A 26,838-nucleotide genomic window follows, 5' to 3' on the forward strand; every position below is an offset into this window, starting at 1 on the left:
GCGATCAGCTCGTGGTTGGAAGCCAGTTGCTCGTGTCGCGATGGCGACCGAGCCCGACTGCATCGAACTCGTCAAGGTGACCACCTCTGACTACTCCGAGCTGCCGAAGCGCTTGGGAGATCGGACTGCCGGCGGCCGACGATGGTTCCCCCTCAGCCAGACGCAACGGCCCAAGGACCACCTTCCCGCTGTCCCAAACCTGCGCGGACTGTGTCCCTGTTCCACCGAAGAACTCGGCCTCGACATACGCCACGGGACCGTTCATCGAGCATGCGGTCAGCGCGCTGTCGAAGCCAGCGGGAGCCTTCCAGAAGCCCGGGAGTTCGGGAGCCCCGACGACGGTCACCGCGTCGAAGAGTTGGTCGGTCATGGGCAACAGGAACAGGTTCTGATCGAGGGGCACGATGCGCGCCGCCTCGACGGAACCGGCCAACGCACGGAGCACGGGTTCGGTAGCGATGACCGCTTGCAGGCAATACACCCCCGCATTCTCGTCTGGCCACGAGAGACGGCACAACGTTGGGGTGCGGCGGCCCACTGGCATGGCGCCGGCAGGCAGGTTCGTCTCGTTGGTCGTGCACTATCCGAGTTTCTGAGCGATGTCCGTGATGCCTGCGGCGGTCAGGCGTTCGGCGTGCTCCTTCTTCTCGCGCAGAGCGGTCAACGTTTGGCGCAGTCCCTCGACCTCGCCGAGCCACGTACGTTGCTGGGCCTCAGCGATGCGCTCAGCGAGGTTGTCCTCCAATTCGCGCAGCAGAGGCAGCCGGCTGGGCTCGGTGCGCAGCATGGGACAGCGGACACAGGCGTGTTCGTGGACGCAGGGCGTGCCGTAGGGGCGGTCGCAGTTGCCGTAGGCGACCTTGCGCAGGGTGAAGTGCCGTTCGAACTCGGCCCATTCCGCCTCGGTGGGTTGGCGGTATTCCTCGGTCGGACGTTCCGCGCGGCGGCTGAAGATGAACACCTGGTAGGTGCGGATCACCTCGTCGGGATAGACGGCCGCATACCCCTGAGTGGTGTTCAGGTTGCGGTGGCCGAGCAGGGCGGCCGCGATGTGGATAGGCAGACCCGCGTTGACGGCGCCGGTGGCGAACAGGCGCCGGAAGTCGTGCGGGGTGAACCGCAGCGGGGTGCCGTCGGTGTCGTGCAGCGGCGCGCGAGCCAGGGTGCGTTCCAGCCACTTGCGCACAGTTTCCGGGCTGAAGACCTGATGGCCGGAGCCGATGGGACGTTGGAACAGGTGCGGCAGCGGCGGGCCATAGACACGTTCGTGGGTGTCGAAACGCGAGCAGCGCGGGATCGTGCCGTCGGCGCCGCGGACGCGGTCGATGATCTGGGCCAGGACGTGCGCCAGTTCCGGGGAGATCGGGAAGACTCGTTCGGCATCCATTTTGGACGGGGCGATCTGCAACAGCGGCACGACCTCCCCGGTGGGTTGGCTGTAGCGGCGGATCGACAGGTGAGTCAGTTCCATGACTTCCTCGATCCGGCAGCCGGACAGGCGCAGGACCTCGATGGCGGCCCACGCCCAGAACGCCTCGGCCTCCTCCTTGACCGTGTCGAACTGCGTGCCGGTCGGCAGGGCCTGGACGAGGACGCGCAGGCTCTTGGCGGTGTTGTTCGCCATACGCCGGTAGGCGGTGCCGTCGACGGTGAGCACGGTTCCGGGCTCGGCGGCGCGGGCGGCGGCCAGCAGGGTGCGGGCGTGCTCGCGTCGGGACCGCGCGGTCGCGACCAGGTGCGGCAGCGCCTCGGCCAGAGTGCGGGTGCGGGCGTGCATCCGCGCGGTGACCTGGGCCTTGTGCTTGCGTCGTGCGGCCAGGTCGGCTTTGGTAACCGGGCACGGCGCGGCCCAGGTCGCCCAGCGGGCGGGGTCTTCGTAGGCCCACTGGTTGATGTCGGTGTAGAACGCGCGCACGGCGGTGAGCAGGCCATAGCGCTCGCTGCGGGGGCGGCCGTCGGGCTGGGTGGCGATGCGCTGTTTCCACGCGGCGGCGACGTCTGGGGGAAGGCGGAGCGAGTCTATGCCGGGATGGTGGCGTTCCAGGTCGCCCCAGAACAGTTCGGCCAGCCAGTGGGTGAGGTTGGACAGCGACCCGTAGTCCATCGCCGGGGCGCATTCGCGCAAGTAATTCACGATCAGGTCACGGACCGGCCGGCAGGCCAAGCGATGTCGGTCAACCAACTCCTCGACCGACAGTTGCCCGCGATGCATGGCAGCCTTGAGCCGAGCAGGACCGGCGATGATCCCCAGCCCATGCAGGGCACGCCACAACGCTTCGCCCGGCGTGCAGGGCTTCCGCCGAGCACGGAGGGCGTACTGGCAGTCCAGTACATCCTCTGCGGTGATGTCCTCCAGCCGCTTGGCGGTGGCGATCCTGATCCTGGCCAGGTGATACAGCGCGTCGTGGGCGACGCGGTCCCCGGTTCCTTGGGCGTGCAAGGCGTCGCGGACGCGGGCGAACCCGGCCGGGTCGCAGGCTCGCTGGTAGGTGCCGAACAGCGAGTTGAACCCAGTGTTCAGCAGCCAGGGGTAGTCCGGGTGCAGCACGCCGCAGCAGATCAGCATCTCGGCGCCTTTGATCAGCAGGCCGCGACGGGTGCGGCTGGGTTCGTCGCTCCACGCGCGCCCGCTCGTGTCGATCCCGCCGGCAACCCAGCGCTGCTGCCACGTCGTGCCGTCAAAGGCCAGCAGCCAGGTCGTGACCGCGCGCAGCGCTGCGCGGCGGCGGTTGATCCGATCTCGGTCGGTGACTGGCAGCACGCGCAGGCTGGCGGACACCAAGTCCTCGAACTCGGCGTCACGCAACTGGGTGACGCATGCTCCGAGCCTGGCTCGGTCGGCGGCCGGCTGAGTCGGCGGTGGCGCCACCGCTGGGGTCTTGCGCACAGCGGTGACCGTGTGTCCGGTGGCTGGCATGGTTCACCCGGCCTGTTCGCCGAACAGCACGGCGAGATCCGCGGTGTTGTATGCGGGATGCGGCCGGGGCGGTGGTGGGGCGGCGCGGCGGGCGTGGTGCTCCAGCGTCCGGTTGATCAGCTCGTCCAGTTGCACGGTGCCGTACATGCCGGTGGTGGCCAGGCTCTTGTGCCGCAGCACGGCTTGCACGTCGGTGATGGCCATGTGCGGGTCGGCCATCATCCGGGCCGCGCAGGTGTGTCTCAAGTCGTGCAGGGTGATGTTCGCGCCGAGCTGGCTGTTGGCGCGGTTGAGCACCGCCCGCATCGCCCAGTAGCTCAGCGGCTTGCGCGGCCCGCGCAGGGTCACCCACAACGGGGCGTCCGCCGGCAGCGGGGCGTCGACTGGTGCGACGTGGCCTTCGGCCAGGTACAGCCTGATCCACACGAAGGCGTCCGGCGAGGCCGGGATGGTCTGCCGGGTGCGGGTGCCTTTGCCGATCACGCTGATGGTCTGCCGGCCGAAGCCCAGGTCGTCGCAGCGCATGCCCAGCAGTTCGCTGGCCCGTGCCCCGCTGGAGATGTAGGTCGCCAGGATGGCTCGATCCCGGTGGCTGGTCATCGCCGCGAACAACTCGTTCCACAACGCGTCGTCCACGACCCGGGGTGCCTGTTCGGGGACTTTCTGCCGGTAGGCGCCCCGCCGGTGGGTCACGAATTCATGGAGCGGGTTGCCATGCGCGCCTGGCCGTGCACCGCCGCGCGTGGCCGCCGGAACTGGGTTGACCACGGGGCCGCGTCCGGCCCCGAGGTGGAAGTCGTAGAACTGTTTGAGCACCGACAGTTGATGGTTGATTGTACGTGGCGCGTAGCCCTCGGCCAGGTACGGCTTACCGGTGCGCGCGTTGACCGACCCGGCAGCCGGAGCACCCTGACGAGTGCGGACGCGCTGCGGGTTGCGGGCGTGCCGCAGCCACAGCACCAGATCCCGCACGTCCACGCGCTGCGCTCGGTCCCACTCGACCTCGATCGCGGCCAGGAAACGCCACCAGCGCAGCAGGTCAAACGCGTAGGAGCGGCACGACGAGTCGGGCATATCGCCGGCCGACATCTCCTGCATGAACTCCGAGATCGGCTCGACTTCCTTACCCGTCGCGTCGACCACGGCGAACGGCAAGCCCACCCCCTCGGTCGACACGACACTGCCCACAACGGGCAGCCGAATCCCGGCCACGTCACGGCCGGCACCCGGACCCAGGTTCTCCACCAACAACCTCTCCTACACCGTTCGGGGATCACTCGTGATCAGCTCACTGTGGATGATCGACTCGCTAGTGCAGTCAACAGGATCGTTGTGGAGAACGTCGCCGCGCTTCGGTGGCGCAACGGAGGTCTCCACCGTGTACTCGGCGACCTGGCCGAAGCAGGGTATGACGCGCTCTGGCGTAGCGTCCGCGCCGCCGACATCGGCGCGGCACACCGACGCGAGCGGGTGTTCCTGCTCGCCTGGCCCCGCCCCGTTGCCACCCCGGATGCTGCCGACCCCGCAAGCGCGCGACGGCGACAACCGGGGTCCGGCGGACCCGGTGCGGCGTCGTGCTGGTGGGCACCAGGTGAACCTGCACGACGCGGTGGACGCGGTGATGAAACTCCTTCCCACGCCGACGGCTTCGGACGCGAAAAACTGCACCCACAGGACCCAGACCGGTGGGCCGTCGCTGCCCGACCAGGCGCGGCTGCTGCCGACACCGCGAGCGTCGGACACCGGCACGGCGGGCCGCCGGGCGGGCGCGGGTTTCCGGCCGCCGCTGTCGCAGCAGGTCCTGCCGCTGGCCGACCCCGAGGCGTTCCTGCCGACGCCGCGGGCGACCGACGGGACGAAGGGCTGCCCGGCGCAGCGGGGCTCGAAGGGCGACCTGATGCTGCCCTCGGCGGTCATGCGGTTGCTCACCCCGGAGGCCGGCGGCGGCATCTCGTAGCCGTCGCCGACCCGGCCGATCCACAACCCGCCGCGGCGCGCCCCGAGGTGGACTGGGGCGACTACACGCCGGCCGTGCGGCGGTGGGAAAAGGTCCTCGGACGACGCGCACCGTTTCCCACCCAGCCCGGCACACACGGCCGACCCGTGTTGGCCCCCGCCTTCGTGGAGTGGCTCCAAGGGCTCGAGCCGGGCTGGGTGACGGGCCTGCCGTTGCCGCGCACCGCGCAGCTGCGCGCGCTGGGCAACGGCGTCGTCCCACAACAGGCCGCCCACGCCATCGGGCTGCTGCTGGCCGACCTCGCCGTGCTTCTCGGCGCCGCCGACACCGGCGCCTGCGACGAGCGCCTCGAACGCGGGCGGGAGGTGAACGCGGCATGACCCCTCCAGCGTCCACTCCTGACTCTGGCCCGGCGTTGCGGTGTCTGTCGCTCGGCGCCGGCATCCAGAGCAGCACCGTGCTGCTGCTCGCGTGCGAGGGCGTAATCCCGCGTTTCGATGTCGCCCTGTTCGCCGATACCGGATGGGAACCACGGGCGGTGTACGAGAACCTCGCGCGGCTGCGCGAGCACGCCGCCAGGTTCGGCATTCCGGTCCGCACCGTGTCCGCGGGCAACATCCGCGATGACGCGCTCGACCCGGCCCACCGGTTCGTGTCGATGCCTTTGCGGCCCCCACAAGTTCAGGATTTCCGAAGGGGCGTTCGGCGTGAACTCAAGGGCGTCATCCGCGTGCGTGGGCAGTATGCACCCTCATGTTCGGCGTTGCGGGGGCTGCGGGTCGTCGCGTCGGCCGTGGATGGCCTCGACGTAGCGCTGGGCCGTGTCGGGGTGCAGGGCGAACATCGCGGCCAGATGGAGAGGATCACGGACGCCGATCGCGGTGGCCTCGTCCAGGATTCGGTCCTGCCGCAGTGCGTCGAGGTTGGTCGCTTGGCCGCGCACGGCGTTGCCGATCCAGGCGCGGCTGACGGGCCGGTCGGTGTGAGCGCTCTGCTGCGTGATGAGCAGGTGGGGGTTGGACGTGTAGGGCCAGCGCTGGTTGCGGTAGGCGAGGTAGCGCTGGATCGCCTGTGCGGTCAGCTTGTCGAGCGGGCGCGTGTGCGATCCGACGCGCAGACGGCCGTCGGCGACATCGACGTCGTCCAGCGTGAGCGCCTGGATGTCGACGGCGCCCAGCGCGTGGTGGCCGGCGAGCACGATGATCAGCCAGGCTGCGGGGTTGTGCTCGGTGGCGGCGAGCCTGGCGAGGGCGGTGTCGGGCAGCCGGGTCGGGATCGCCAGGCGGGATCTGCTTATTGCGGTGCGGGGCAGTCGGCTGGCCGGGTTGTTGAAGATCCTTTTGTTGGCCTTGAGGTATTTGAACAGCGACCGCAGTGCCGTCACTCGGCTGTGGCCGTCGCCGTCGCTGGGGGCGGGTGCCTGCAGGGCGGTGATGACGTGGTCGCGGGTGATCTCGCGCAGCGACGTGTGCTGGCTCGACCATTCCCGCAGGACCGGCAGGGTGTGCTGGAGGTAGTTCTTCCAGGTGTACTCGGTTTTCGGGTGGTTGCGGCTGTCCCCGTCTCGCAAGACACCGGCCCAGGCCAGGACATCGGATCGGATGCTGTCGGGCAAGTCGGCGACGCGCCGCCGCAGCCACTCCTGCGACCGGTCCTGGCGGTCGTCGACGAGCATGCCGAGTTCGCCGAGAACTTCCAGCGTCCGGGCGACGTTGCGGTGGTTGCCGGACAACCAGGTGATGCTGCTGGCCTGGTAGGCCGGGGTTCCGGCCTCGTGGGTGGCCACGACCGCTTCCAGAGTGTTGGCGACCGAGTCGCGGACGTGATGGGTCCAGCCCTTGACCTCGGCGAGCCGGTCGGCGGCGACTGTGAGGGCGCTCAGCCAGGCGGCGCGGGACTCGTCGCCCTCCAGGATCGTCAACGGGATCGTGTCGGGCGGCAGGGCGAACAACTCCTGCTGAACCGACCATGCCCGCAGATTCCGCTCGGCGGGCCGCCGCGCTCGTTCGACGGCAGGCCGATCACTCCGCCTGGTCGTGGCGGCGCGCAGCCAGAGTTTGCGCTGCGTCTCGGCGAAAAACAGCTGCTGGCCAGCGCACCGGACACCCTTCAGCTGCGAGGGTCCGTATCGGTTGGGACCGGCCAGGATCCGGGCTTGGTGGCGACAGAGCCGGCAGTAGCCCTCGGCCACCGGGACATCGCGGTCGCAGCCCTGGCAGTGACCGACCGGGTAGGTGCGGGCGAAGGTCCGGCACGCCTTGCAGGTCGGCGCGTCCAGCGCGCCCCACGCAAGGCAGACGCGGCAGGAACGCGCCTGGGACCGGGGCGGAGTCAGAGCCGGGTGGCATCGCCGGCACCAACCGGACATCCAGTGCTCGCCGCCGCAGCCCCGGCAGGGCGGGGCCGGTCGTCCGCCGCCGTAGGCGCACTGCCAGCAGCGGCCGTGGCTGGGTGTCCTCGGCGGGCGGGCGCCGCACCCGCCGCAAACAAGTTCGCCGCGCACCGCAGCCATGAACCGCGCCCCGGGATCCTTGCGGTTGGTCATGGCGGCGCTGTGCGCCCGGAGCGGCGCAGCGGCTGTACCGCCGGACGCTCGCCGGCCACCGCCGCGGTCGGGGTGTCCTCGGCGGCCGGTGGGGCCGCGACCTTGCCGGGCTCGCGGAGCAGCAGTTCCTCCGGCCCGCAGCCCAGCACCGCGCAGATGACGTCCAGGTCGTCAAGGCGGATCGAGGTCGGCTGCCCGGACCACAGGTTCGACATCTTCCCGACGCTGATCTCCAGGCCGTGGTCGGCCAGCAGGCGGCGCATGTCGCTGGCCTTCCAGATCTCCCGCCGGGCCGCGGCCATCCGCAGATCCCACTTCACGACCCCACCCCGCTCAGCCTCGCTGCCGACCTGTCGGCCGCCCTCGACCAGGAGTCCTCGACATGCGTGCCGTGCACATGGATGTAGCCCATCGTGGTCGCGATCCACTCGTGGCCCAGAAGCTCTTGTATAGCAACGATGTCCACCCCGTTCCGGTACAGCGACGACGCGCAGTGATGCCGCAGCACGTGCGGGCTCAGCCGCCCAACCCAGGACGGCAGATGCTGTTGGACCGCCGGCGGTCGAGTTCGATTGCGCCATCCGGGACGGCTATCCGCACGCCACCCGGCAGGGCCAGGAATTGCGCGGGCAGTACTTCCTGCACCGGTCTTGTCAGCCGCTCGACGAAGTCGACCTTGACCCGCCCGCTCCCGGAAAGCGCCACCTGCGGCTGGTCTCCACCAAAGCGGTGGAGGACGACGATCCCGACGGCTGCTCGCCGTGGTCGTGCCGGTCCGGCGACCCAGTCCCCGCGGAGCGTGCGGCATGACTGGGCTGCCACGGTCGCCCGTGACGGCAGGGCACGGGCTCCTCTGGTCGGGTCTGGCGGTGTCGGTCGCCTACGTCGGCTCAGTGGTGATGGCGAACTGGGCCTCCACCCACTGGGCGGCGCTGCTCGTCGGCTCGCTGATCGTGCCCGCCGGCACGCTGTGGGCCGGGGTGACGCTGACGCTGCGAGACCTGCTGCACGAAGCCCTGGGCACGTCGGGCGTGATCGCCGCGATCGTGCTTGGTGCGTGGCTGTCCTGGTCGCTGGCCTCACCGCAGATCGCTGTCGCGAGTGTCGTCGCGTTCTCCGTGTCCGAGTGCGTCGACTCGGTCATCTATGGCCGAATTCGGGTCCGGTCGCGGCTGGGCGCGGTCGTCGGCTCGAACGTCGCCGGGCTGGTGTGCGACAGCGTGCTGTTTGTGCCGCTGGCGTTCGGGTCCTTCGCCGCAGTGCCCGGTCAGATCCTCGGCAAGACGGTCGCGACCGTGCTCACCGTCGCGGCATTGCTGCTGGCGAAGACCGCTCGGCGGGCGGTGTCGCGATGAGGTTCTTCCTTGGCACCCATCAGCCGTCCTGGCTCGCCCGCGATCTCGGTGTCCCGCTGTTAGTCTCCCACCGCAGGCTGGCTGACCGGCGCAGCCTGCCGCGCGCGACCGGGCCGTGGGCGTGCGACTCAGGCGGCTTCACGGAGTTGTCGATGCACGGCCGGTGGCGCATCGACGAACGTGGCTATGTCGCGGCGCTTCGCCGCTACGTCACCGAGATCAGCAATCTCGTGTGGGCCGCGCCAATGGACCACATGACGGAGAGCCATGTCTTGGCACGCACCGGTGCGACGGTGCGCGTCCACCAGCATCGCACCGTCGCCAACTATCTGCGGCTGCGCGATCTCGCGCCCGAGCTGCCGATCATCCCCGTGCTGCAAGGCCAGTCCATTGCGGACTACAACCGGTGCGCGGATCTCTACGAACGACATGGCGTCGATCTCGCCGCGCTGCCGTTGGTCGGGGTGGGCAGTGTGTGTCGTCGTCAGCACACCGCGGAAGTCGAGCAGATCATGCGGTCGCTGTCGGCTCGTGGGTACCGCTTGCACGCTTTCGGGGCGAAGGTGCTCGGGCTGGGGCGCTATGCCGACGCGATCTCCAGCAGCGACTCGGCATCGTGGAGTTTCCGGGGCAGGTTTGTGCCCGGCTGCACGCCCAGCCACCGCAGCGAATCCAACTGCCTGCGCTTCGCGCTGGCTTGGCATTCCCGGCTTCTGACCTCCTTGCGCGCCGATGAAGCCGCCCACCGGCCCGACCGCGGGCCGACTTCCGCGCGCGGCAAGGGACTACGAGCACGCGGCCAGAGGACCAGACACACCCGGCCTGGCTCGCCGCGCCCGCGCCAGGCCGGAGGCCAGACGGCCGCTCGCGCGCAGAACTCGCGCGCCTCATAGCCCTTCACGGAACTGGAGAACCGCCATGCCTTCGAACACCACCACGCAGGACGAGTCCGGCGACCGCGTTCCGCGTTGGGCTGCGACCGCCGGCCGCCAGACCTTCGGGCAACGCCTCACAGCGATGGGTGCCCGGCTGTTCGGTTCGGTGACAGATTCGGACACAGGTGAGGCCACGCCGTCGTGGCACGTCCGGCAGCACGTCTTGCGCGACTACCACGCCACGAATCTCGCAGCGGCCCGCAGCGTGTCTGAGGAATTGGTGCGTGCCGGTTTCAACACCGGAGACGTGCCCTACGGCTATCGCGCCCGCCGGGTCCGGGTCACTCCGACGGGCCGACGACCGCGCTGGCGCACCCGGTTGCTGATCGAACCGGTCGAAGCATCCACGGTGCGGATGATCTTCGTGTGGAGGGGCGAGGATCACTTGTCCACCACGGAGATCCGTCGCCGACTCGCCGCGTCCCGCTACCCCGCGCCGTTGGACCCCGAGACGGGCGAGCCCGGCGTATGGACGGCGGCGATTGTGCGGGCGATCCTGCGCAACCCGAAGTACCTCGGCCGCCAGGTCTGGGGACGCACCCACCGCGGTAAGCCGACTCCACGAGCTGACTGGGTCTGGTCGGAGGTGTGGGTGCATCCGCCTCTGGTGACCGCTGAGGAGTTCACTGCCGCCGACCGGCGCTGGTGGGGTGTCCCGGCCTCGGTCAGGACCGACACCTTCTCCGGGAATGCGCTGCCGTCCGACCAACGGCGGGCCGCGTGATGGCCACGAACCACTACCCGGACGGGCTGACGATCGAAGCTATTACCGCATTGCAGCGGGAAGTCAACGATGAACTCCGGCGGGAGGGCTATCCCGTTCAGCCAGAACAGCCAGCCTTCGTGGCGGTACGCCCAACCTCGGCCCGCAGGTTCCAGGCTGACCACTCGTCACCACGAACCAACGGCTCGCCAACGCGGTCGCTGCCGCCCGGAGATGGCCCCGCCCGGAGTTTCCGCGGTCAGGCGGACAACGAGGGCGCTCTGCCGTCCAGTTCCGCAGCGGGGTGAACTATGGCTCCGCAGAGAAAGAAAAGGCAGAGGAACCGCCGCGTCGCCAATAGCCAAGGCGTTGCGATCCGAGGAATTCGCCACGATCCACCCGATATTCGCAAGCTTGCAAAAGTCATCGTCAGTCTCGCAACAGCAGCAGCACAAGACGAAGATTCGTCTGAAATCAGCCACCCAGAAGCGGCGTAAAGAATCGCGGCATATCGAGGTAATATTCTGAATTGAACAAAAGGAGATGCCGACTTTCAGAGCGGCAGGCCATTTGTGGCGATCTCCCATTCCGGACTAGACGAGAAGAGTGTGGGAATGACCGGCGCGAACGCAGAACCTTCCGACAACTCGTGTAAGGGTGTTTTCCCCGCAGCGCTACCGGCGGCCTCGACCGCAGTGGAGCCGCCGCTTCGGGTCGTCACCTATCGGCGCGTGGCATCAGAGGCCCCGGCCACGGCCGCCTCCCTGGAGGCGCAGCGCGCGGCGTGCCAACGCTTTGTCGAACAGCTCGGCCTGCACCTCGTTGACGTGTTCATCGAGCCCGAGCACGTGGCGACCGAGACGAGTGCGCGATGACCAGCGCGTACGACGATCTCGTCGACGAACTGCTGGGGGATGACGAGCTGCTGGCGGAGGGCGCTCTTCCGGTTGTCCTATCGACAGTCGCTGAGGCAGTGGAGCCGGGAAGTCGAGCAGTGATCTATCTGCGGGTGTCATCGGCTGGCCAGGTCAAGAACGACTACGACCCGGAAGGCATCTCGATACCCGCCCAGCGCGTCAAGTGCCAGCGCAAGGCCGAGCAACTTGGCTTGACGATCATTGGCGAATACGTCGAGCCGGGTCGCACGGCGACCGAGATGTCGAAGCGAGTCGAGTTCCAGCGGATGCTCACGCGAGTACGCAACGCTGGTGACGTCGACTACATCATCGTTTATAAGCTGTCCCGGATGGCGCGCAACCGGCTCGACGACGCCATCGTCATGGCTGATCTCCGCAAACGCGGCGTCACCCTCGTCTCGGCCACCGAGTCGATCGACGACTCACCCGTCGGTCAGCTCATGCACGGCATCCTGGCCACCTTCAACGAGTACCAGTCGCGGGAGTCCGGCGCGGACATCGCGTACAAGATGAAGCAGAAAGCCAAGAATGGCGGAACGATCGGCCGCGCGCCGCTGGGCTACCTCAACGTTCGCGACCGGTTCGACGGCCGCGAGATTCGCACCATCGGCGTCGACCCCGAGCGTGCGCCCTTTGTCCAGCTTGCCTTCGAGCTCTACGTCACCGGCGACTACTCGTTGGAAGACCTGTCCGACGAGCTCTACGATCGCGGCCTGCGCACCCGGCCCACCGGTCGCCATCCCGCCAAGCAGGTGTCGATCAACAAGCTCTCCATGATGCTGCGGGACCGCTACTACCTCGGGTATGTGGAGGTCGACGGCGAGGAGGTCCAAGGCCGGCACGAGCCGCTCATCGACGATGACCTCTTCGATCGCGTCCAGGATCTCCTCGAATCCCGCTCGACGGCAGGAGAACGCCGCCGCGAGCACCCCCACTACCTCAAGGGCTCGCTGTTCTGCGGACGCTGCAAGCGAGCTGGCATCACCCAGCGGCTGATCGTCCAGCACACCGTCAACTCACGAGGCAGCGAATACACCTACTTCTTCTGCCGCAACAAGCAGAACGGCAGCTGCGAAGGCCCGCACATCAACGTCGCCCTCATTGAAGACGCGGTGGAAAACCACTACGCGACGATCCGCTTCAGCGCGCAGTTCGTCGCCACCGTCCGCGCCGAGGTCGCCCGCGCCATCGACGAGCAGGAAGCCTCCGAGCGACTGCTCCACAAGCAACTCACCACCGAGTTGAAGGCGCTGGACACCCGCGAAGAGAACCTCATCGAGCTGGCGGCGGACTCCACCATCGGGCAGGAGAAGATCAAAACCAAGCTTCGCGAGATCGCGCGCCAGCGACGACGCCTGACCGAACGCCTCACCACCACGACCGAGAACCTCTCCGACAGTGCTCGGCTCATCGAAGCCGCGCTCACCTTGCTGGAGAACCCCCAAGAGCTCTACCGCCGCTGCGACGAACAGCAACGCCGCATGCTCAACCAAGCGATCTTCCACAGCATCTACGTCGATGACGACCAGATCGCCGACCACAGCCTCCGGGAGCCCTTCGCACACCTGCACGCCGTCCAGAGCGACTGGCAGACCACCGACGTGACTCTGCCGGAACCACGAACCGACACCCGGCCCCGAAATGCCAAAAGGGCCGCCTCCCGAAAGGGAGGCGGCCCCGTGGCTACCAACGGTGTCCAGGTCCTACTACGTGGCGTTGTTTCGGTGCCGTGTTCTAGTAAGACCCCTAGGGTGGACCTGAGGGGAATCGAACCCCTGACCCCCGCCTTGCAAAGGCGGTGCTCTACCAATTGAGCTACAGGCCCGGTGCGGACCGAGGTCCGCGAGGTCTGGATCAGTTGCGGGACGCGTCCGCGGCCTTGGCCGGCGCGCTGCCGTTCGCCGACGGGGCGGCAGGCGTGGTGGCTTCACGCCACAGGTCAGCCTCGGCCTTGGCCGCCTTGTTGCGCTTGACGACGAACAGGACGCCGCCCGCGACGACCGCGAGTGCCAACAGCTTCTTCACCTGAAGCCCCCTTCTGAGTGCTTGTGCTACCCCACGATGCTACCGGACCCACCCGGCGGCGGGTCGAGCCGGTTCCGGCTTTCGTTCCACGTGGAACACCGGGGAATATCCGGAGTGGCCGGTCCGTTGTTACCGTCGGCCGCGAGCGGCCAAGCGAAGTTCAGCCCTGCCGGTCCTTCTCTTCCCGGCAGGGCTGACCTGTCGCCGCATCGCTCCCGGCTGCAGCCGGGAGTGCTCAGCTGGCCAGCGTCGCCCCCGGCACCCGCACGGTGAACCTGGTGCCCGGGTTGAGAAGCAGATCCCGCCCCGCCAGCTCAGCGGCGAGCTCACGCACCGGCACCGCACGGAACGTCTGCCCGGCCAGCAGTTCCGGCAAGTGTCCTTCGGACGTGTAGACCGGCACCACTTCGCCGTCCTCCTGCGCCAGCCCGACCACCGGCCGGTCTGGTTCGCTCACCACGTAGACGGTGGCTTCGACCAGCGCCGCGTGCACCCCGTCGTTGTCGCCCTGGCCGACGATCACGGCCTGCAGCGCGGCCTCCAGAGCGTTGACCGGCTGGGGAATGCCCAGTCCCAGCGGGCTCGGCTGGTAGTCCGGATTGGGGATGAACTCGCCGGCGATCTCGCCGTTCTCGTCGACTCGGTAGGCGCCGGCGATCGCGATGCCCGGCACGTCCGCGGCACCCTCCAGCGCCGGGTCCACCACGTAGAGCCAGCCGTTCGGCGTCTGCCGCGCGCGTTCGCGCAGCTCCGCGGGCAACTCGTCCGCGGGCCTCGGGTCCGGGGTGTCCACAACGCTCTCCGATCGGTCGGCGGGCGCGCGCAGGTTCACGTGCGCGGCTGGAAATTCGGGTTGTCGATGAAGGTCGGCTTAGGCCATTTGCCAATGTCGTGCGGGTAGGCGATGTTCGGGTGCCCGCCTGGCTGACCGGGCACCACGTTGTAGTGCCCGTCGACCTTCCACGCGCCGGAAATCTGCGAACCCGGGATGTGGTCGATCGCCGCCCACTCGTTCTGGTTGTCGAACCGCGGCACCCGGTCCGGATGCGACGGCAGGTGCACCATCGAGCCGGGCGGGTTGTCGATTTGGTACACGTACCCGTCGTGGTGGGAGAAGTTCGTGGTGGTGCCGGGCTTCCCGAACCATCCGCCGCCGGTGGTCTCGACATGCGGCAGGGTGCCGATCTTGATCGGCACGAACTGCATGCCGCTCTCGTAGTCGCCGGTGGTGGACACGTATCCGCTGCCAGATTCCCAGGACTGGTGCTGGTGAGTCGGGATGTGATAGTTCGGCCCGTGGGTGGGCATGGTGTTCCGGATCGCGTCGGACGAGAGGCCCTCGTTGAAGATCTTGCTCGGCGGCTGGCCGGAACCGTGGAACACCCAGTTCTGGTGCTGCGCCGGATTGTGCGAGAAGTCCGGCGCGGCCTGGTGCGGCCGCGAATCGACCTTCTCCTGCGTCGTCTGGGGCCGGTCCGCCGGTTCCGGCGACGGCGAACGCGACGGGTTCGACGTGCTGCTCGTGCCGCCGACGTGGCCAGGTTCGTCGGCGCTGCCCGGCCGGGTCGAGGTCGGCGCACCGCCCGGGCCGTCCGAGCAGGCCAGGCCCAGCGGGTCGGCCGACCGCGACGGGTTCGGCACGTACGCCGCCGGGTTGGGCGCGGGCGCGAGACCGAGCGGGTCCTGGCTCACGTAACGGCCGGATGCCGGGTCGTAGTAACGGTAAACGTTGTAGTGCAGGCCGGTTTCCGCGTCGAAGTACTGCCCGGGGAAGCGCAACGGGGTGCCGGTCGCGCCAGCGCTGCCTGGCAGCTCGCTGCCCCACACCGTGCTCCGCCCGGACCAGCCCAGCCCGCCCGCCGCGTCGAGCAGCTCGACCGGTTTGCCTACCGGGTCGGTCACGATGGTGTGGAAAAGCCGGACACCGCCGGTGTTTTCGTACTGCGCCACCGGAACGTCGGAGTCCGGGTCGTAGTCCCAGGTGCGCACCCGGGTCGTCCCGTCCGCACGACGGTGGAACTCCTCGACGAGTTTTCCGCCGTCCCAGACGAAATCGACCTGTTCGGCGATGTCGCCACCGGGAGCGAGCCGCTGTTTGGCGACTCGCCTGCCGATCGGGTCGTAGCGGTACCGCCACCGGGTGCCGTCCGGGGCAGTCACGCCGGTGAGCCGGTCTTGACCGTCCCAGCCATAGCTCCACACCAGGTCGCCGACCCGCCGCTGCACCATTCGGCCCTGGGTGTCGTAGTGGCAGGAAAGCGCGCCCGCCGAAGCCAGCGTGTTGCCGTGGTAGGCCCGCGGGCCGCTTTCCGGAGCGGAACTGGTCGTCCCGCTGAAGACGATGTTTCCCGCCGCGTCGTAACGGAAACCCTCTCGCCGGTCGGACGCGATCGCCTCGATGACGCGCCCGGCCGCGTCGAGCCGGAACTCCGCGATGCCGGACCGCCGGTCGGCGGTGCGGACGAGGTAGCCGTCGGCCCGGTAGTCGTAGCGCCTGCCCACGCTCGGGCCTTCTTGGCCGATGAGCCGCTGCTCGGCGTCGAATCCCTGGGCGAGCACGACCGTCCCGTCCACCGACCGGCCGGTTTCGTTGCCCGCCGCGTCGCGCTCGAAGGAGACGACGTGCCCGCCGCCGGTCAGGACGGCCGGAGCGCCGTTGTCCCCGAACGACCACGAACTGTCCACTCCGGACGGAGTGCGCCGCCGCACCCAGCTGCCGTCCGGCGCGTAGGCGAACGTGGTGGTGCGGCCGTTGCTCGTCTGCGCGACCACCCGGCCCTGCTCGTCCCGCTCGTATTCGATGACCGCGTCGCCGTTTTCCGCGCGGCGGAGCCGGCCGACCGGATCGTAGGAGTAGCTGGTGCGGCCGTAGGGCGTCCGCCGCTCCACGACGTTGCCCAACGTGTCGTAGCTGAGTTCGGTCAGCTCGCCGAGCCCGTTGTACGACCGCACGAGCTGTCCCGCCGCGTCGTACTCGAAGGCCAGCGCACGACCGTCGAAATCGCGTTCCGCGGTGACCCGGCCCGCATGGTCGTACCCGTAATTCCAGGTCAGGCCAACGGGATTGGTCACTGTCCGCAGCCGAAGCTCGGCGTCGTACTCGAAGCCGGTGCGACCGCCGGTCTCGTCGGTCTCCGCGACGATCACGCCGAACGGGCCGTACTCGCGCCGGGTGATCGCACCGGTTTCGCGCACGTGCGAAAGATCATTGCCCTCGCCGTCGTAGGACCACTGTTCGCGGCCGCCGCCGGAACCGGTCCGCGCGGTACGCAGCCCCTCCACTGTCCATTCGAGACGGACCGGTCCGCCCGGAGTTTCGACCAGCGCGGGCCGGCCGAACATGTCCGGCACGTAGCCCTTCTCCGTCCGCGCGGCCTCCTGGACCGCGTCCGGCCGCACTGCCGCGCTGCCGGCGGTCTCGGGCCGAAACTCATCCGCTACGCCGAGCCGCGCCGAATACGGGTCCACCGGCTGGTCGTAGGAGCGGGTCCAGGTGCGTTCCCCGTCGCGCACCGCGATCGCGGCGACCTTCCCACGGTGAAGCTCGACCTGGACGACACTGCCGTCCGGCCGGACCACCCGGCGCAGCACGCCTTCGTCGTCGTACTCGAACGACGTGCTGCGGCCGAGCTGATCGGTGCGCAGCAGCAGCCGGTCGTAGCGGTCCCAAGCGGACTCGATCGCGTGGCCGTCCGGATCGATTTCCCGGACCACTTGCCCGGCCTCGTTGAGGTGGTATTCGGTGCGCTGGCCGAGCGCGTCCGTGTAGCCGGTGACGCGTCGTTCGCGGTCGTACTCGAACTCCGCGTCGCGGAATCCCCGGTCTCCCACCGTCTTCACGCATCGCCCGGCCGCGTCGTAGACGTAGCGGTACCAAGTGCCGTTCCGGTCCTGCCAGCCGGTGACGCGCCCGTCCCGGTCGTAGTCGAACAGCATCGGCTTGCCGGAGGAATTCACCACCCGGGTCAGCCGTCCGTCCGCGTCGTAGCCGTACTGGGCCACCAGCACGCTGCCGCCGGTCTCCGGGTTCACCACCGACATTTCGGTGATCCGGTCGCGGTGCACGGTGAACGCGACGTCATGCCCGTCCGAGTGCCGAATCCGCGCCGGCCGCCCGGACCGGTCGTAGTCGAGGTCGTATCGCTGCCCGCCCCCGGCGACCGAGACGAGCGCCAGCACGCCGGGACGATCGCCGGGTACCGGCGCGAAGCGCAGGCTGCTGCCGTCCACCGGCATTTCGAGCACGTAGCTGCCGTCGAGCCGCCGGGTCAGCGGCAGCCGCGGCCCTTCCGCCGGCAGCCCGGTGCCGCCCGGCCGCGGCAGCGGATAGACGAGCACCATGCCGTCCGGCGCGAAGTAGCAGACGTCGGTGTCGTCGATCTCCAGCCGCTGGTCCACAGTGGACGCCCAGGATCGGCCGAACCACCGGCCGGCCCGGTAGGAAGAGACGTGCGTCCGCTCGATCCGCAGTTCCAGGTCCAGCGGCAGCACCAGGTCGAGCTCGTCGAGGACCATTTCCCCGCTCGCGACGTCGATCGGGTCGGTGACGCAGGTGCGGGTGTCCTTGCCGGCCGCCGCGCCCCGCGGGTCGACCGGCTTGTTCGACGGCGGGCCTTCGGTCGTGCCGCTCTTGCTGGTTCCGCCACCGCTCTCCCCGTGCGGGCCCGGCTGCGGATCCGGCTCCGGCTTGCCCGGCTGCGGCTCTTTCTTCACCGGCGGCGGAGCAGGCTCGTGGTGCGTGCCGCTACCGTCCGCGCTCGACGCGTGCGTCCCGTCCTCGTCTGGCTTGGGTTCCTTGGCACCGCCCTTAGGCGCTGGCTCTTTCGGGCCGCTCTTCGGCGAGTGGATGTCTTTCGGTGCTCCGGAAGGCGTGACCTTGCCGCCCTTGAGGCTCTTCAACGCCTTCCCGGCGTCCTCGAACAACGTCCCGGCTTTTTTCAGCAGCGGGATCAGCGCTTTGAGCGCCTTGACCAGTTTCGTCGTCAGCTCGGTGATCTTCGCGGCCGTCTTCGCCACCGCCGCGACGACCTGCGGCACCACCCAGGTGAGCCCGATCCCGAGCGTGAACAGCACCTGCAGCGCCCAGCTGATCAAATGTCCGACCAGTTGCGCGATGATGTCGCGCACCAACGTGCGGACCGCGCCCACCACGACGCCCGCGGTCTTCACGCCCGACGACGCGCCCTCCGACCCCTTCTGCGCCGACTGGATCACTGCCGCGGTGTCTTCGGCCTTCTTGCGATAAGTGTCCGCCGCATCGCCGGTCCAGGACTGCAGGTCGTTCTTCACCGCGTCGGCGAGCCCCTGCGCGACCTCGCCGAGTTCCTTGGCGACGTTCCCCCACGTTTCCGCCTGCGCCGCGATCTGGTCCGCGTTCCCGGTCAGCGTGTTGAGCGCTTCTTTCAGCGGCCCGACGTGCTCCATCAGCCACGCCACTCCGGCCGCGAGGATCGCGCCGAACGGGTCCATCGCCGCGGACAACGCGTCCAGCGCCGTCCCGACCGCCCCCATCGCGACCCCGGCCCAGTCCCCGGACTCGATCGCGGTCTTCAGCCCGTCCGCCGACTCCAGAAGCGAAATACCGGAAAACGACTTGGTGGAGTCCTGTGTCGGCGCGATGAGCGGGTTCGTCACTTGATCAACCTAGCAACGCGACATCCCGAAACCCGCACTCCGGCAACCTGAACGGCCCGGCCGCACTATCCCGAAGAGCCCAACAGGCAACCCCAATCAGACCAAACGGAACTCACCCCAAAAACCGCCGCGACCACCCCAAGCACGGACCCAAACCATCACTGGCCGAAGCGAAGCCGGAACGGAAAACCCGACGGGAAGGAAGCCACCGGCGGGTTCCGAGGGTTACCCCCAGAAACACGAACGGAGCGAGCCGGCCAGTGCTTTCCACTGGCACAACTCGCTCCGAGTTTCGGGTGGGCCCACCAGGACTTGAACCTGGGACCTCTTCGTTATCAGCGAAGCGCTCTAACCGCCTGAGCTATGGGCCCGTCGAACGAGAAGAACTCTACCTGACCCCTCGTCCGCCCTTGCACGCGGGGTTACTCTCGCTCGGAGAGCGTGACTTCCAGCCCGCCGGCGAGGTCCGCCGAAACGTTGTAGATGAACGCGCTCACCGTGGCCAGCGCCGACACCAGCACGATGTTCACCGCGCCCAGGATCGCCGCGATGCCGAACACGCGCCCGGCGCTGATCAGCGGTTCTGCGGACGCGTTCGCGCCCTCGCCGCCGACCAGGGACGAGTAGGTGCCGTTCAGCTTGTCCCACACGCCCATGCCGTCGAGCACCGTGTAGAGCACGCCGACCGCGACCAGCCACACGAAGAACATCGCGACGCCCAGCACCAGCGCCAGCTTCAGCACCGACCACGGGTCGAATCGCTTGATCTGCAGGCTGGCCCGGCGCGGGCCGCGACCAGGGCGGCGCAGCGCGCTCGGCGTCGGCCGGGTGCGGGCGGCAGGCGGCACCTCGGCCGAGGCGGACGGCGGTGCCTCGGCTCCGAAGAGCCGGGGCGCCGCCGTGCCGGTCACCGGGTAGTCGTTCTCCGCCGGGTGCACCGGCGAAGCCGCCGCCGGGGGGACATCCTCGGTCGCGATCCGTGCCGTGGCCTCGGATTCGCTGCCGCCGTCCTTGGCGGTGCGCTGCCAGGGCGGGTTGGCCGATGTGTCGTCGGCCTTCTCGGATGGTGCCACGTTGAGTCAGTCCTTACCCGTGCGTAGGGCGCCGCTCACTGCTCCGGCGCCGTGCCGTCTTCTGCCGTGGGTTCTTCTGCCGAAGCCTCGTCCGAAGCCGAAACCTCTTCCGAAACATCGGCAGGTTCCGCACCCGGCTCGACCGCCGGACCCGTTTCGCTGCCGTCGGTCTCGGCGGAGTCCTCGCCACCATTGGCGACGTCCGAACCCTCGTCCGCGTTGCGTGCGACCGCGAGAAGGGTGGTTCCCTCACCCAGATTCATCAGCCGCACCCCCTTGGTCTGCCTGCCTGCCTTGCGCACGTCCCGCGCCGGCGTGCGGATGACCCCGCCGCTGGACGTGATGGCGAACAGTTCGTCGTCCTCGTCGACGATGAGTGCCCCCACCAGCCTGCCACGTTTGCTGTCGTGCTGAATGGTGAGCACGCCCTTGCCGCCGCGGCCCTGTACCGGATAGTCCTCGATCGGCGTCCGCTTCGCATACGCGGCGTCCGTGGCGACCAGCAGGAACTTGTCCGGTTTGACCACGCTGATGCCGAGCAGTTCGTCGCCGTCGTTGAACCGCATGCCCAGCACGCCCGACGTCGGCCGGCCCATCGGGCGCAGCGCCTCGTCGGTGGCATGGAAGCGGATCGACTGGCCGCCCGCCGACACCAGCAGCAGGTCGTCCTCGGCCGCGGCGAGCACCGCGCCCATCAGTTCGTCGCCGTCGCGCAGGTTGATCGCGATGAGCCCGCCTGCCCGGTTGGAGTCGAAGTCGGTGAGCTTCGTCTTCTTCACCAGGCCGCGCTGCGTGGCGAGCACCAGATACGGCGCGACCTCGTAGTTCGGGATCTCGATGACCTGGGCGATCCGCTCGTCCGGCTGGAACGCGAGCAGGTTCGCCACGTGCTGGCCGCGTGCGTTGCGGTTGGCCTCGGGCAGGTCATATGCCTTCGCCCGGTACACCCGGCCCTTGTTCGTGAAGAACAGGATCCAGTCGTGCGTCGAGCAGACGAAGAAGTGCTGGACGATGTCGTCCTGCTTCAGCGTCGCGCCCTGCACGCCCTTGCCGCCGCGCTTCTGCGAGCGGTACAGATCCGTTTTGGTCCGCTTGGCGTACCCCGTGCGGGTGATCGTGACGACGACGTCTTCCTGCGCGATCAGGTCCTCGACGGATACCTCGCCGTCGAACGGGATGATCTTCGTGCGCCGGTCGTCGCCGTACTTGTCGACGATCTCCATGAGCTCGTCGCGGATGATCGCCCGCTGCCGCTCCGGCTTCGCGAGGATGTCCTTGAGGTCGGCGATCTCGAGCTCGATCTCGGCCAGCGTGTCGATGATCCGCTGCCGCTCCAGCGCGGCCAGCCGGCGCAGCTGCATGTCCAGGATCGCGGTGGCCTGGATCTCGTCGACGTCGAGCAGCTCCATCAGGGCCGGGCGGGCCTCGTCGGCCGAGGGCGACCGCCGGATCAGGGCGATCACCTCGTCCAGCATGTCCAGCGCCTTGACGAGACCACGCAGGATGTGGGCCCGTTCCTCGGCCTTGCGCAGCCGGAACCGGGTCCGCCGCACGATCACGTCGACCTGGTGCTTCACGTAGTGCCGGATGATCTGGTCGATCCGCAGCGTGCGCGGCACGCCGTCGACCAGCGCCAGCATGTTGACGCCGAAGTTCTGCTGCAGCTGGGTGTGCTTGAACAGGTTGTTCAGCACCACCTTCGCCACCGCGTCGCGCTTGATGGTCACGACGATCCGCATGCCGGAACGGCTGTTGGACTCGTCGGCGATGTCCGAAATGCCGGTGATCTTGCCGTCTCGCACCAGGTGCGCGATGTTCTCCACCAGGTTGTCCGGGTTGACCTGGTACGGCAGCTCGGACACGACCAGGATGGTGCGGCCCTTGGCGTCCTCTTCGACCTCGACCACCGCGCGCATCCGGATCGAGCCGCGACCGGTGCGGTAGGCGTCCTCGATGCCGGAGGTACCGAGGATCATCGCCTTGGTCGGGAAGTCCGGGCCCTTGATCCGCACCAGCAGCGCGGCGAGCAGCTCGTCGTCGGTCGCTTCGGGGTTCTCGAGCGCCCAGACGACGCCGTCGGACACCTCGCGCAGGTTGTGCGGCGGGATGTTCGTCGCCATCCCGACCGCGATCCCGGAACCACCGTTGACCAGCAGGTTCGGGAACCGCGACGGCAGCACGTCCGGCTCTTGGGTGCGGCCGTCGTAGTTGTCGGAGAAGTCGACGGTCTCTTCTTCGATGTCCGCCAGCATCTGCATGGCCAGCGGCGCGAGCCGGGACTCGGTGTACCGCATGGCGGCGGCCGGGTCGTTGCCCGCCGAGCCGAAGTTGCCCTGGCCGTCGATCAGCGGGTAGCGCAGCGACCACGGCTGGGCGAGCCGGACCAGCGCGTCGTAGATCGCCGAGTCGCCGTGCGGGTGGTAGTTGCCCATGACGTCGCCGACGACGCGAGAGCACTTGTTGTACCCGCGGTCCGGGCGGAACCCGGAGTCGTACATCGAGTACAGGATCCGGCGGGCCACCGGCTTGAGGCCGTCGCGCACGTCCGGCAGCGCCCGCGACACGATGACGCTCATCGCGTAGTCGATGTAGGAGCGCTGCATCTCGTGCTGGATGTCGACCGGTTCGATCCGGTCGTGTTCCGGCGGCAAGGTTTCCGTCATGAGGTCCTTCTCGGTGAGCAGTCCTGGGAAGTCGGGTTCGGGGGACGCCTACACGTCCAGGAAGCGCACGTCCTTGGCGTTGCGCGTGATGAACGAGCGGCGCGCCTCGACGTCCTCGCCCATCAGCACGGAGAACAGTTCGTCGGCCTGCGCCGCGTCGTCGAGCGTGACCTGCCCGAGCAGCCGGTTCGCCGGGTCCATCGTGGTTTCCCACAGCTCCTCGGCGTTCATCTCGCCGAGACCCTTGTACCGCTGGATCGCGTCGTCCTTCGGGAGACGGCGGCCGGCCTCGACGCCGGCCTGGATCACCGCGTCGCGTTCCTTGTCGGAGTAGGCGTACTCGGGTTCCTGGCGCGGCCACTTGATCTTGTACAGCGGCGGCCGGGAAAGGAACACGTGGCCGTGCTCGATCAGCGGCGTCATGAAGCGGAACAGCAGGGTGAGCAGCAGCGTGGTGATGTGCTGGCCGTCGACGTCGGCGTCGGCCATCAGCACGATCTTGTGATACCGCAGCTTCGAGAGGTCGAAGTCGTCGTGGATGCCGGTGCCCAGCGCGGTGATCAGCGACTGGACCTCGGTGTTCTTCAGCACCCGGTCGATCCGCGCCTTCTCGACGTTGATGATCTTGCCGCGGATCGGCAGGATCGCCTGGTACATCGAGTCGCGGCCTTCCTTGGCCGAACCGCCCGCCGAGTCACCCTCCACGATGTAGAGCTCGCACTCGCCCGGGTCGTTGGACCGGCAGTCCTTGAGCTTGCCGGGCAGGCCGCCGATCTCCAGCGCGCCCTTGCGCCGCACCAGGTCGCGCGCCTTGCGGGCGGCGAGCCGGGCCTGCGCCGACGAGATCGACTTGGTGATGATCGTCTTGGCTTCGCTCGGGTTGCGCTCGAACCAGTCGGCCAGCCATTCGTTCGACTGCTGCTGCACGAACGTCTTGGCCTCGCTGTTGCCCAGCTTGGTCTTCGTCTGGCCCTCGAACTGCGGCTCGGACAGCTTGATCGACACGATCGCGGCGAGACCCTCGCGCACGTCGTCGCCGGTCAGGTTGGCGTCCTTCTCCTTGAGCAGCTTCTTCTCGCGCGCGTACGCGTTGACCACGCGGGTGAGCGCGGCGCGGAAGCCCTCTTCGTGCGTGCCGCCCTCGTGCGTGTTGATCGTGTTGGCGAACGTGTACACCGACGGCGTGAACCCGGTGTTCCACTGCATGGCGACCTCGACCTCGAGGCCGGGGCCCTTCGCGTCGAAGGAGATCACGCTCGCGTGGATCGGGTCCTTGCTGCCGTTGATGTGCTTGACGAAGTCCTCGAGCCCGCCCGGGTAGCAGTAGACGACTTCCTTGATCCGGGCCGGTTTGCCCGCGGCGTCCTCTTCGGTCTCCGCGTCGGTGACGCGTTCGTCGCGCAGGGAAAGGGTCAGTCCCTTGTTCAGGAACGCCATCTCCTGCAGCCGGCGCGAGATCGTCTCGAAGTTGTAGGTGGTGGTCTCGAAGATGTCGCCGTCGGCCCAGAACGTGATGGTGGTGCCGGTGTCCTCGGCCGGGCCGAGGTCCTCGAGCGGACCGGGCACCTGGTCGAGGTACTCCTGGCGCCAGCTGCGGCCGCGCACCTTGATCTCCGCGATGAGCTTGGTGGACAGCGCGTTCACCACGGAGACGCCGACGCCGTGCAGGCCGCCGGACACCGCGTAGGAGTCGCTGTCGAACTTGCCGCCCGCGTGCAGGATGGTGAGCACGACCTCGAGGGTCGGCTTCTTTTCCTTCGGGTGCATGTCGACCGGGATGCCGCGGCCGTCGTCGACGACGCGCACCCCGCCGTCGGCGAGCAGGGTAACCTCGACCTTGGTGGCGTAGCCGGCCATCGCCTCGTCCACGGAGTTGTCCACCACCTCCTGGACCAGGTGGTGCAGGCCGCGCTCACCGGTGGAACCGATGTACATGCCGGGGCGCTTGCGAACCGCTTCGAGGCCTTCGAGCACGGTGATGGACGACGCGTTGTACTCGCTCTTGTTCTCGGTCACCGGCGTTGTTTCTCCTCGTCTCGCCCGAGCGGACGTCCGCTACTACAACAGTGTACTTGCCCGCGCGCGCTCACATGCGGCAAGGACACCCCTCAGTCCGTCACAGAGGCACGAAATCACCCTCAGGCGAGTTTTCTCGTATCCGAACGGGCCTGACCCGGTTCTCGGGGAACTCACCCGCCGCCGCGCAACCCCCGTCAGCCGTACGTGTCACGCGGGCCGCGACCCGGTACGTGCCGGGGGCCTTTGCGCCAGCTCGGCGCGGTCGGGCCCTGGATCCGCATTCGCTTGACGACCCCGTGCCCGACCCCCGCGGCGATCTTCGCGAGCAGCTTGCCCTGCAGCAACCGGAGCTGGGTGGCCCACGCGGTCGAGCTCGCCCGCACGGTCAGCTCACCGTCTTTCAGCGCCACCGGCTGAGCGTGTTCGGCGACGTCCTCGCCCACGAGCCGGGCCCATTGCCCGAACACGCGCGCATTGGTCATGGTGTCCTGCCAGCCGCTGTCGCTGACCAATCGCGAAACCAGCCGGCCGAGCGGCTGCGGATCGCGAGCGTCCGCCCCGGGGCCGGACCAGCGGCGACGCGCCCGGTTCTGCCCGCCGCCTCCGGTGATCCGGCCGCGACGAAGGTTCGGCGGAGCCCCGCGTTCGCGAGCTTTGGCCTTGGCCGCTTCGAGCGCGGCGTGCGCGAGGTCGCGGCCGCTCGGTGTATCCCCAGAGGCCTTCCCGTTCGGCCCAGTGGAAGAGTCACGTTCCGTGTCGGCACGCGCGGGATTCCGTGCGCTTTCGTCCGATGTCGGGGTGTCAATACGGCCATCGGGACGATTCGTCACGCGCGGCGATGACGCAGGTCCGGGGTTATCCACACTGTCCACAGGTTTGTCCCCAGATCGGTGGGCGGCTGGCGTGACCCCGGTCACCCGGCGTGGCCGTTTGGGCTGTTCAGACACGGTTCACCTGCCCGTCGGCCACCGTGAACCTGGCCCCGGCCAGCTCCGCGGGCACGTCTTCGGCCACCGCCGCGGTGATCAGCACCTGCTCGGCGCCCGCGGAGACCTCGGCCAGTCGCGCCCGCCGCTTGCGGTCGAGTTCGGCGAACACATCGTCCAGCAGCAAGACCGGTTCGCCCGCTTCGGCACGCAGCAACTCGTAACTCCCGAGCCGCAACGCGAGCGCGAACGACCAGGACTCGCCGTGGCTCGCGTAGCCCTTCGCCGGCACCTCGCCGAGGATCAGCTCCAGCTCGTCCCGATGCGGGCCGACCAGACTGATGCCACGCTCCAGTTCCTGCCGGCGCGTGTCCGCCAACGCCTTCAGCAACAACTCGCGCAACACTTCCGGATCCGCGCGCTCGCCGTCCGGCGTCCCGAAAGACGGAGGAAGCGCTTCGCCAAGCGAAGACTTGTACGCGACCTTCGCCGGACGCGAGTCCGGCGCGACCCCCATATAAGCGTCAGCCGCGTACGGCGCGAGGTCCGCGATCAGGTTCAGCCGTGCGGCCAGCAGTTGCGCGCCAGCCACCGAGAGATGGTCGTCCCACACGTCAAGCGTCGACAGCGCGTACGGATCTTCGCGACCGGTGCGGCGCTTGCCTGCGGTCTTAAGGAGCGCATTGCGCTGCTTCAGCACCTTCTCGTAGTCCGCGCGCACGCCGGCGTACCGCGGCGCGCGGAGCACCAACAGCTCGTCCATGAACCGACGGCGTTCGCTCGGATCGCCGCGCACCAGTGACAGGTCCTCTGGAGAGAACAGCACGGTACGCAAGATGCCGAGCACGTCGCGCGGCTTTCCGACCGCGCCGCGGTTCACCCGTGCCCGGTTGGCCCGGCCCGGCGTGATCTCGAGCTCGACGGTCATCTCGCGGTCGGCGTTGACGACCGCGACCCGGACGAGCGCGCGCTCACAGCCATGGCGCACCAGCGGCGCGTCCGTGGCGACCCGATGCGAACCGAGGGTCGCCACGTAGCCGATCGCTTCGAGCAGGTTCGTCTTCCCCCGGCCGTTCTGGCCGACCAGCACCACCGGCCCCGGTTCGAGGGCCAGATCGGCTTGCGGCCAGGACCGGAAGTCGGTGACCTGGAGGTGTCTGAGATACACG

Annotated in this window: 22 protein-coding genes, 2 tRNA genes and 2 pseudogenes; 8 read left to right on the forward strand and 18 right to left on the reverse strand. The window is 68.7% G+C overall.

Annotated features, from left to right (window positions below; translation table 11 throughout):
- Positions 1-4: 4 nt before the first annotated feature.
- From AMYBE_RS0133000 to AMYBE_RS46460, 3 genes are all read right to left on the reverse strand, one after another.
- Positions 5-481, reverse strand: coding sequence for a hypothetical protein (locus AMYBE_RS0133000; protein WP_020663086.1), 477 nt, complete (start codon positions 479-481; stop codon positions 5-7).
- A 99-nt stretch (positions 482-580) separates the two neighbouring features.
- On the reverse strand, positions 581-2,917 hold the full coding sequence (locus tag AMYBE_RS42840) for a tyrosine-type recombinase/integrase (RefSeq protein WP_020663666.1): 2,337 nt from the start codon (positions 2,915-2,917) through the stop codon (positions 581-583).
- A gap of 3 nt (positions 2,918-2,920) precedes the next feature.
- Positions 2,921-4,162, reverse strand: coding sequence for a tyrosine-type recombinase/integrase (locus AMYBE_RS46460; RefSeq protein ID WP_020663084.1), 1,242 nt, complete (start codon positions 4,160-4,162; stop codon positions 2,921-2,923).
- Positions 4,163-4,249: 87 nt separating this feature from the next.
- Here AMYBE_RS46460 and AMYBE_RS46465 point away from each other — a divergent pair.
- The 3 genes and pseudogenes from AMYBE_RS46465 to AMYBE_RS46475 form a co-directional block, all read left to right on the forward strand.
- A pseudogene (locus AMYBE_RS46465) lies at positions 4,250-4,342 on the forward strand (hypothetical protein); the annotation flags it as partial.
- A gap of 85 nt (positions 4,343-4,427) precedes the next feature.
- A complete protein-coding gene (locus AMYBE_RS46470; protein WP_020663668.1) occupies positions 4,428-4,874 on the forward strand; it encodes a hypothetical protein in 447 nt (148 codons plus the stop codon).
- A 146-nt stretch (positions 4,875-5,020) separates the two neighbouring features.
- Positions 5,021-5,254, forward strand: a complete 234-nt coding sequence (locus tag AMYBE_RS46475) for a hypothetical protein (protein ID WP_245573446.1) — start codon at positions 5,021-5,023, stop codon at positions 5,252-5,254.
- A 371-nt stretch (positions 5,255-5,625) separates the two neighbouring features.
- On the opposite strand, the gene AMYBE_RS42850 is transcribed toward AMYBE_RS46475, so the two are convergent.
- The 4 genes from AMYBE_RS42850 to AMYBE_RS46485 all read right to left on the reverse strand — a co-directional run bounded on the left by AMYBE_RS42850 (position 5,626) and on the right by AMYBE_RS46485 (position 8,124).
- On the reverse strand, positions 5,626-7,242 hold the full coding sequence (locus AMYBE_RS42850) for a site-specific integrase (RefSeq protein ID WP_154676377.1): 1,617 nt from the start codon (positions 7,240-7,242) through the stop codon (positions 5,626-5,628).
- Positions 7,243-7,415: 173 nt separating this feature from the next.
- On the reverse strand, positions 7,416-7,739 hold the full coding sequence (locus tag AMYBE_RS0133025) for a helix-turn-helix domain-containing protein (protein ID WP_020663670.1): 324 nt from the start codon (positions 7,737-7,739) through the stop codon (positions 7,416-7,418).
- Positions 7,736-7,927: a tyrosine-type recombinase/integrase gene (locus AMYBE_RS46480; protein WP_245573297.1), complete on the reverse strand. Its 192-nt coding sequence runs from the start codon at positions 7,925-7,927 to the stop codon at positions 7,736-7,738. The genes AMYBE_RS0133025 and AMYBE_RS46480 overlap by 4 nt, the downstream gene beginning before the upstream one ends.
- An 8-nt stretch (positions 7,928-7,935) precedes the next feature.
- Positions 7,936-8,124 (reverse strand): hypothetical protein, encoded by a 189-nt coding sequence (locus tag AMYBE_RS46485; protein WP_245573298.1) that lies wholly within the window; start codon positions 8,122-8,124, stop codon positions 7,936-7,938.
- Positions 8,125-8,225: 101 nt separating this feature from the next.
- Here AMYBE_RS46485 and AMYBE_RS0133035 point away from each other — a divergent pair, with 101 nt between their 5' ends.
- The 5 genes and pseudogenes from AMYBE_RS0133035 to AMYBE_RS46490 form a co-directional block, all read left to right on the forward strand.
- Positions 8,226-8,774: a VUT family protein gene (locus AMYBE_RS0133035; RefSeq protein WP_027928262.1), complete on the forward strand. Its 549-nt coding sequence runs from the start codon at positions 8,226-8,228 to the stop codon at positions 8,772-8,774.
- A complete protein-coding gene (locus AMYBE_RS0133040) occupies positions 8,771-9,667 on the forward strand; it encodes a deazapurine DNA modification protein DpdA family protein (protein ID WP_027928263.1) in 897 nt (298 codons plus the stop codon). Before AMYBE_RS0133035 ends, AMYBE_RS0133040 begins: the two co-directional genes overlap by 4 nt.
- A 25-nt stretch (positions 9,668-9,692) precedes the next feature.
- On the forward strand, positions 9,693-10,433 hold the full coding sequence (locus AMYBE_RS0133045; protein WP_020663674.1) for a recombinase family protein: 741 nt from the start codon (positions 9,693-9,695) through the stop codon (positions 10,431-10,433).
- Positions 10,434-11,026: 593 nt separating this feature from the next.
- A complete protein-coding gene (locus tag AMYBE_RS45235) occupies positions 11,027-11,287 on the forward strand; it encodes a hypothetical protein (protein ID WP_154676379.1) in 261 nt (86 codons plus the stop codon).
- Positions 11,284-12,396 (forward strand): annotated as a pseudogene (locus tag AMYBE_RS46490) (recombinase family protein); the annotation flags it as partial. The gene AMYBE_RS45235 and the pseudogene AMYBE_RS46490, both read left to right, overlap by 4 nt.
- Here the strand turns inward: AMYBE_RS46490 and AMYBE_RS46495 are convergent.
- From AMYBE_RS46495 to recF, 11 genes are all read right to left on the reverse strand, one after another.
- Positions 12,346-12,870 carry a hypothetical protein gene (locus tag AMYBE_RS46495; RefSeq protein WP_245573299.1) on the reverse strand — a complete coding sequence of 175 codons (525 nt, stop codon included), beginning with the start codon at positions 12,868-12,870 and terminating at the stop codon, positions 12,346-12,348. The pseudogene AMYBE_RS46490 and the gene AMYBE_RS46495 overlap by 51 nt on opposite strands.
- Positions 12,871-13,081: 211 nt before the next feature.
- Positions 13,082-13,154: transfer RNA gene (locus tag AMYBE_RS0133065), tRNA-Ala, on the reverse strand.
- A 29-nt stretch (positions 13,155-13,183) separates the two neighbouring features.
- Entirely contained in the window at positions 13,184-13,354 is a 171-nt protein-coding gene (locus AMYBE_RS45240; protein ID WP_020663676.1) for a DLW-39 family protein, read from the reverse strand.
- A 235-nt stretch (positions 13,355-13,589) separates the two neighbouring features.
- Positions 13,590-14,147 (reverse strand): type VII secretion system-associated protein, encoded by a 558-nt coding sequence (locus tag AMYBE_RS0133075; protein WP_169515289.1) that lies wholly within the window; start codon positions 14,145-14,147, stop codon positions 13,590-13,592.
- Positions 14,148-14,182: 35 nt separating this feature from the next.
- A complete protein-coding gene (locus AMYBE_RS42855) occupies positions 14,183-18,988 on the reverse strand; it encodes an RHS repeat-associated core domain-containing protein (RefSeq protein WP_020663678.1) in 4,806 nt (1,601 codons plus the stop codon).
- Between the two features lie 297 nt (positions 18,989-19,285).
- Positions 19,286-19,359, reverse strand: a tRNA-Ile gene (locus tag AMYBE_RS0133085).
- A 51-nt stretch (positions 19,360-19,410) separates the two neighbouring features.
- Complete coding sequence (locus tag AMYBE_RS0133090; protein WP_020663679.1) at positions 19,411-20,061, reverse strand: DUF3566 domain-containing protein; 651 nt, start codon at positions 20,059-20,061, stop codon at positions 19,411-19,413.
- A 35-nt stretch (positions 20,062-20,096) separates the two neighbouring features.
- Positions 20,097-22,724: a DNA gyrase subunit A gene (gene gyrA, locus AMYBE_RS0133095; RefSeq protein ID WP_020663680.1), complete on the reverse strand. Its 2,628-nt coding sequence runs from the start codon at positions 22,722-22,724 to the stop codon at positions 20,097-20,099.
- Between the two features lie 48 nt (positions 22,725-22,772).
- Positions 22,773-24,740: a DNA topoisomerase (ATP-hydrolyzing) subunit B gene (gene gyrB / locus AMYBE_RS0133100; RefSeq protein ID WP_020663681.1), complete on the reverse strand. Its 1,968-nt coding sequence runs from the start codon at positions 24,738-24,740 to the stop codon at positions 22,773-22,775.
- A gap of 197 nt (positions 24,741-24,937) precedes the next feature.
- Positions 24,938-25,573, reverse strand: coding sequence for a DciA family protein (locus tag AMYBE_RS0133105; protein ID WP_027928267.1), 636 nt, complete (start codon positions 25,571-25,573; stop codon positions 24,938-24,940).
- Positions 25,574-25,682: 109 nt separating this feature from the next.
- On the reverse strand, positions 25,683-26,837 hold the full coding sequence (gene recF, locus AMYBE_RS0133110) for a DNA replication/repair protein RecF (RefSeq protein WP_020663683.1): 1,155 nt from the start codon (positions 26,835-26,837) through the stop codon (positions 25,683-25,685).
- Position 26,838: the final 1 nt, after the last annotated feature.

This window comes from Amycolatopsis benzoatilytica AK 16/65, from assembly GCF_000383915.1.
Classification (GTDB): Bacteria; Actinomycetota; Actinomycetes; order Mycobacteriales; family Pseudonocardiaceae; genus Amycolatopsis; species Amycolatopsis benzoatilytica.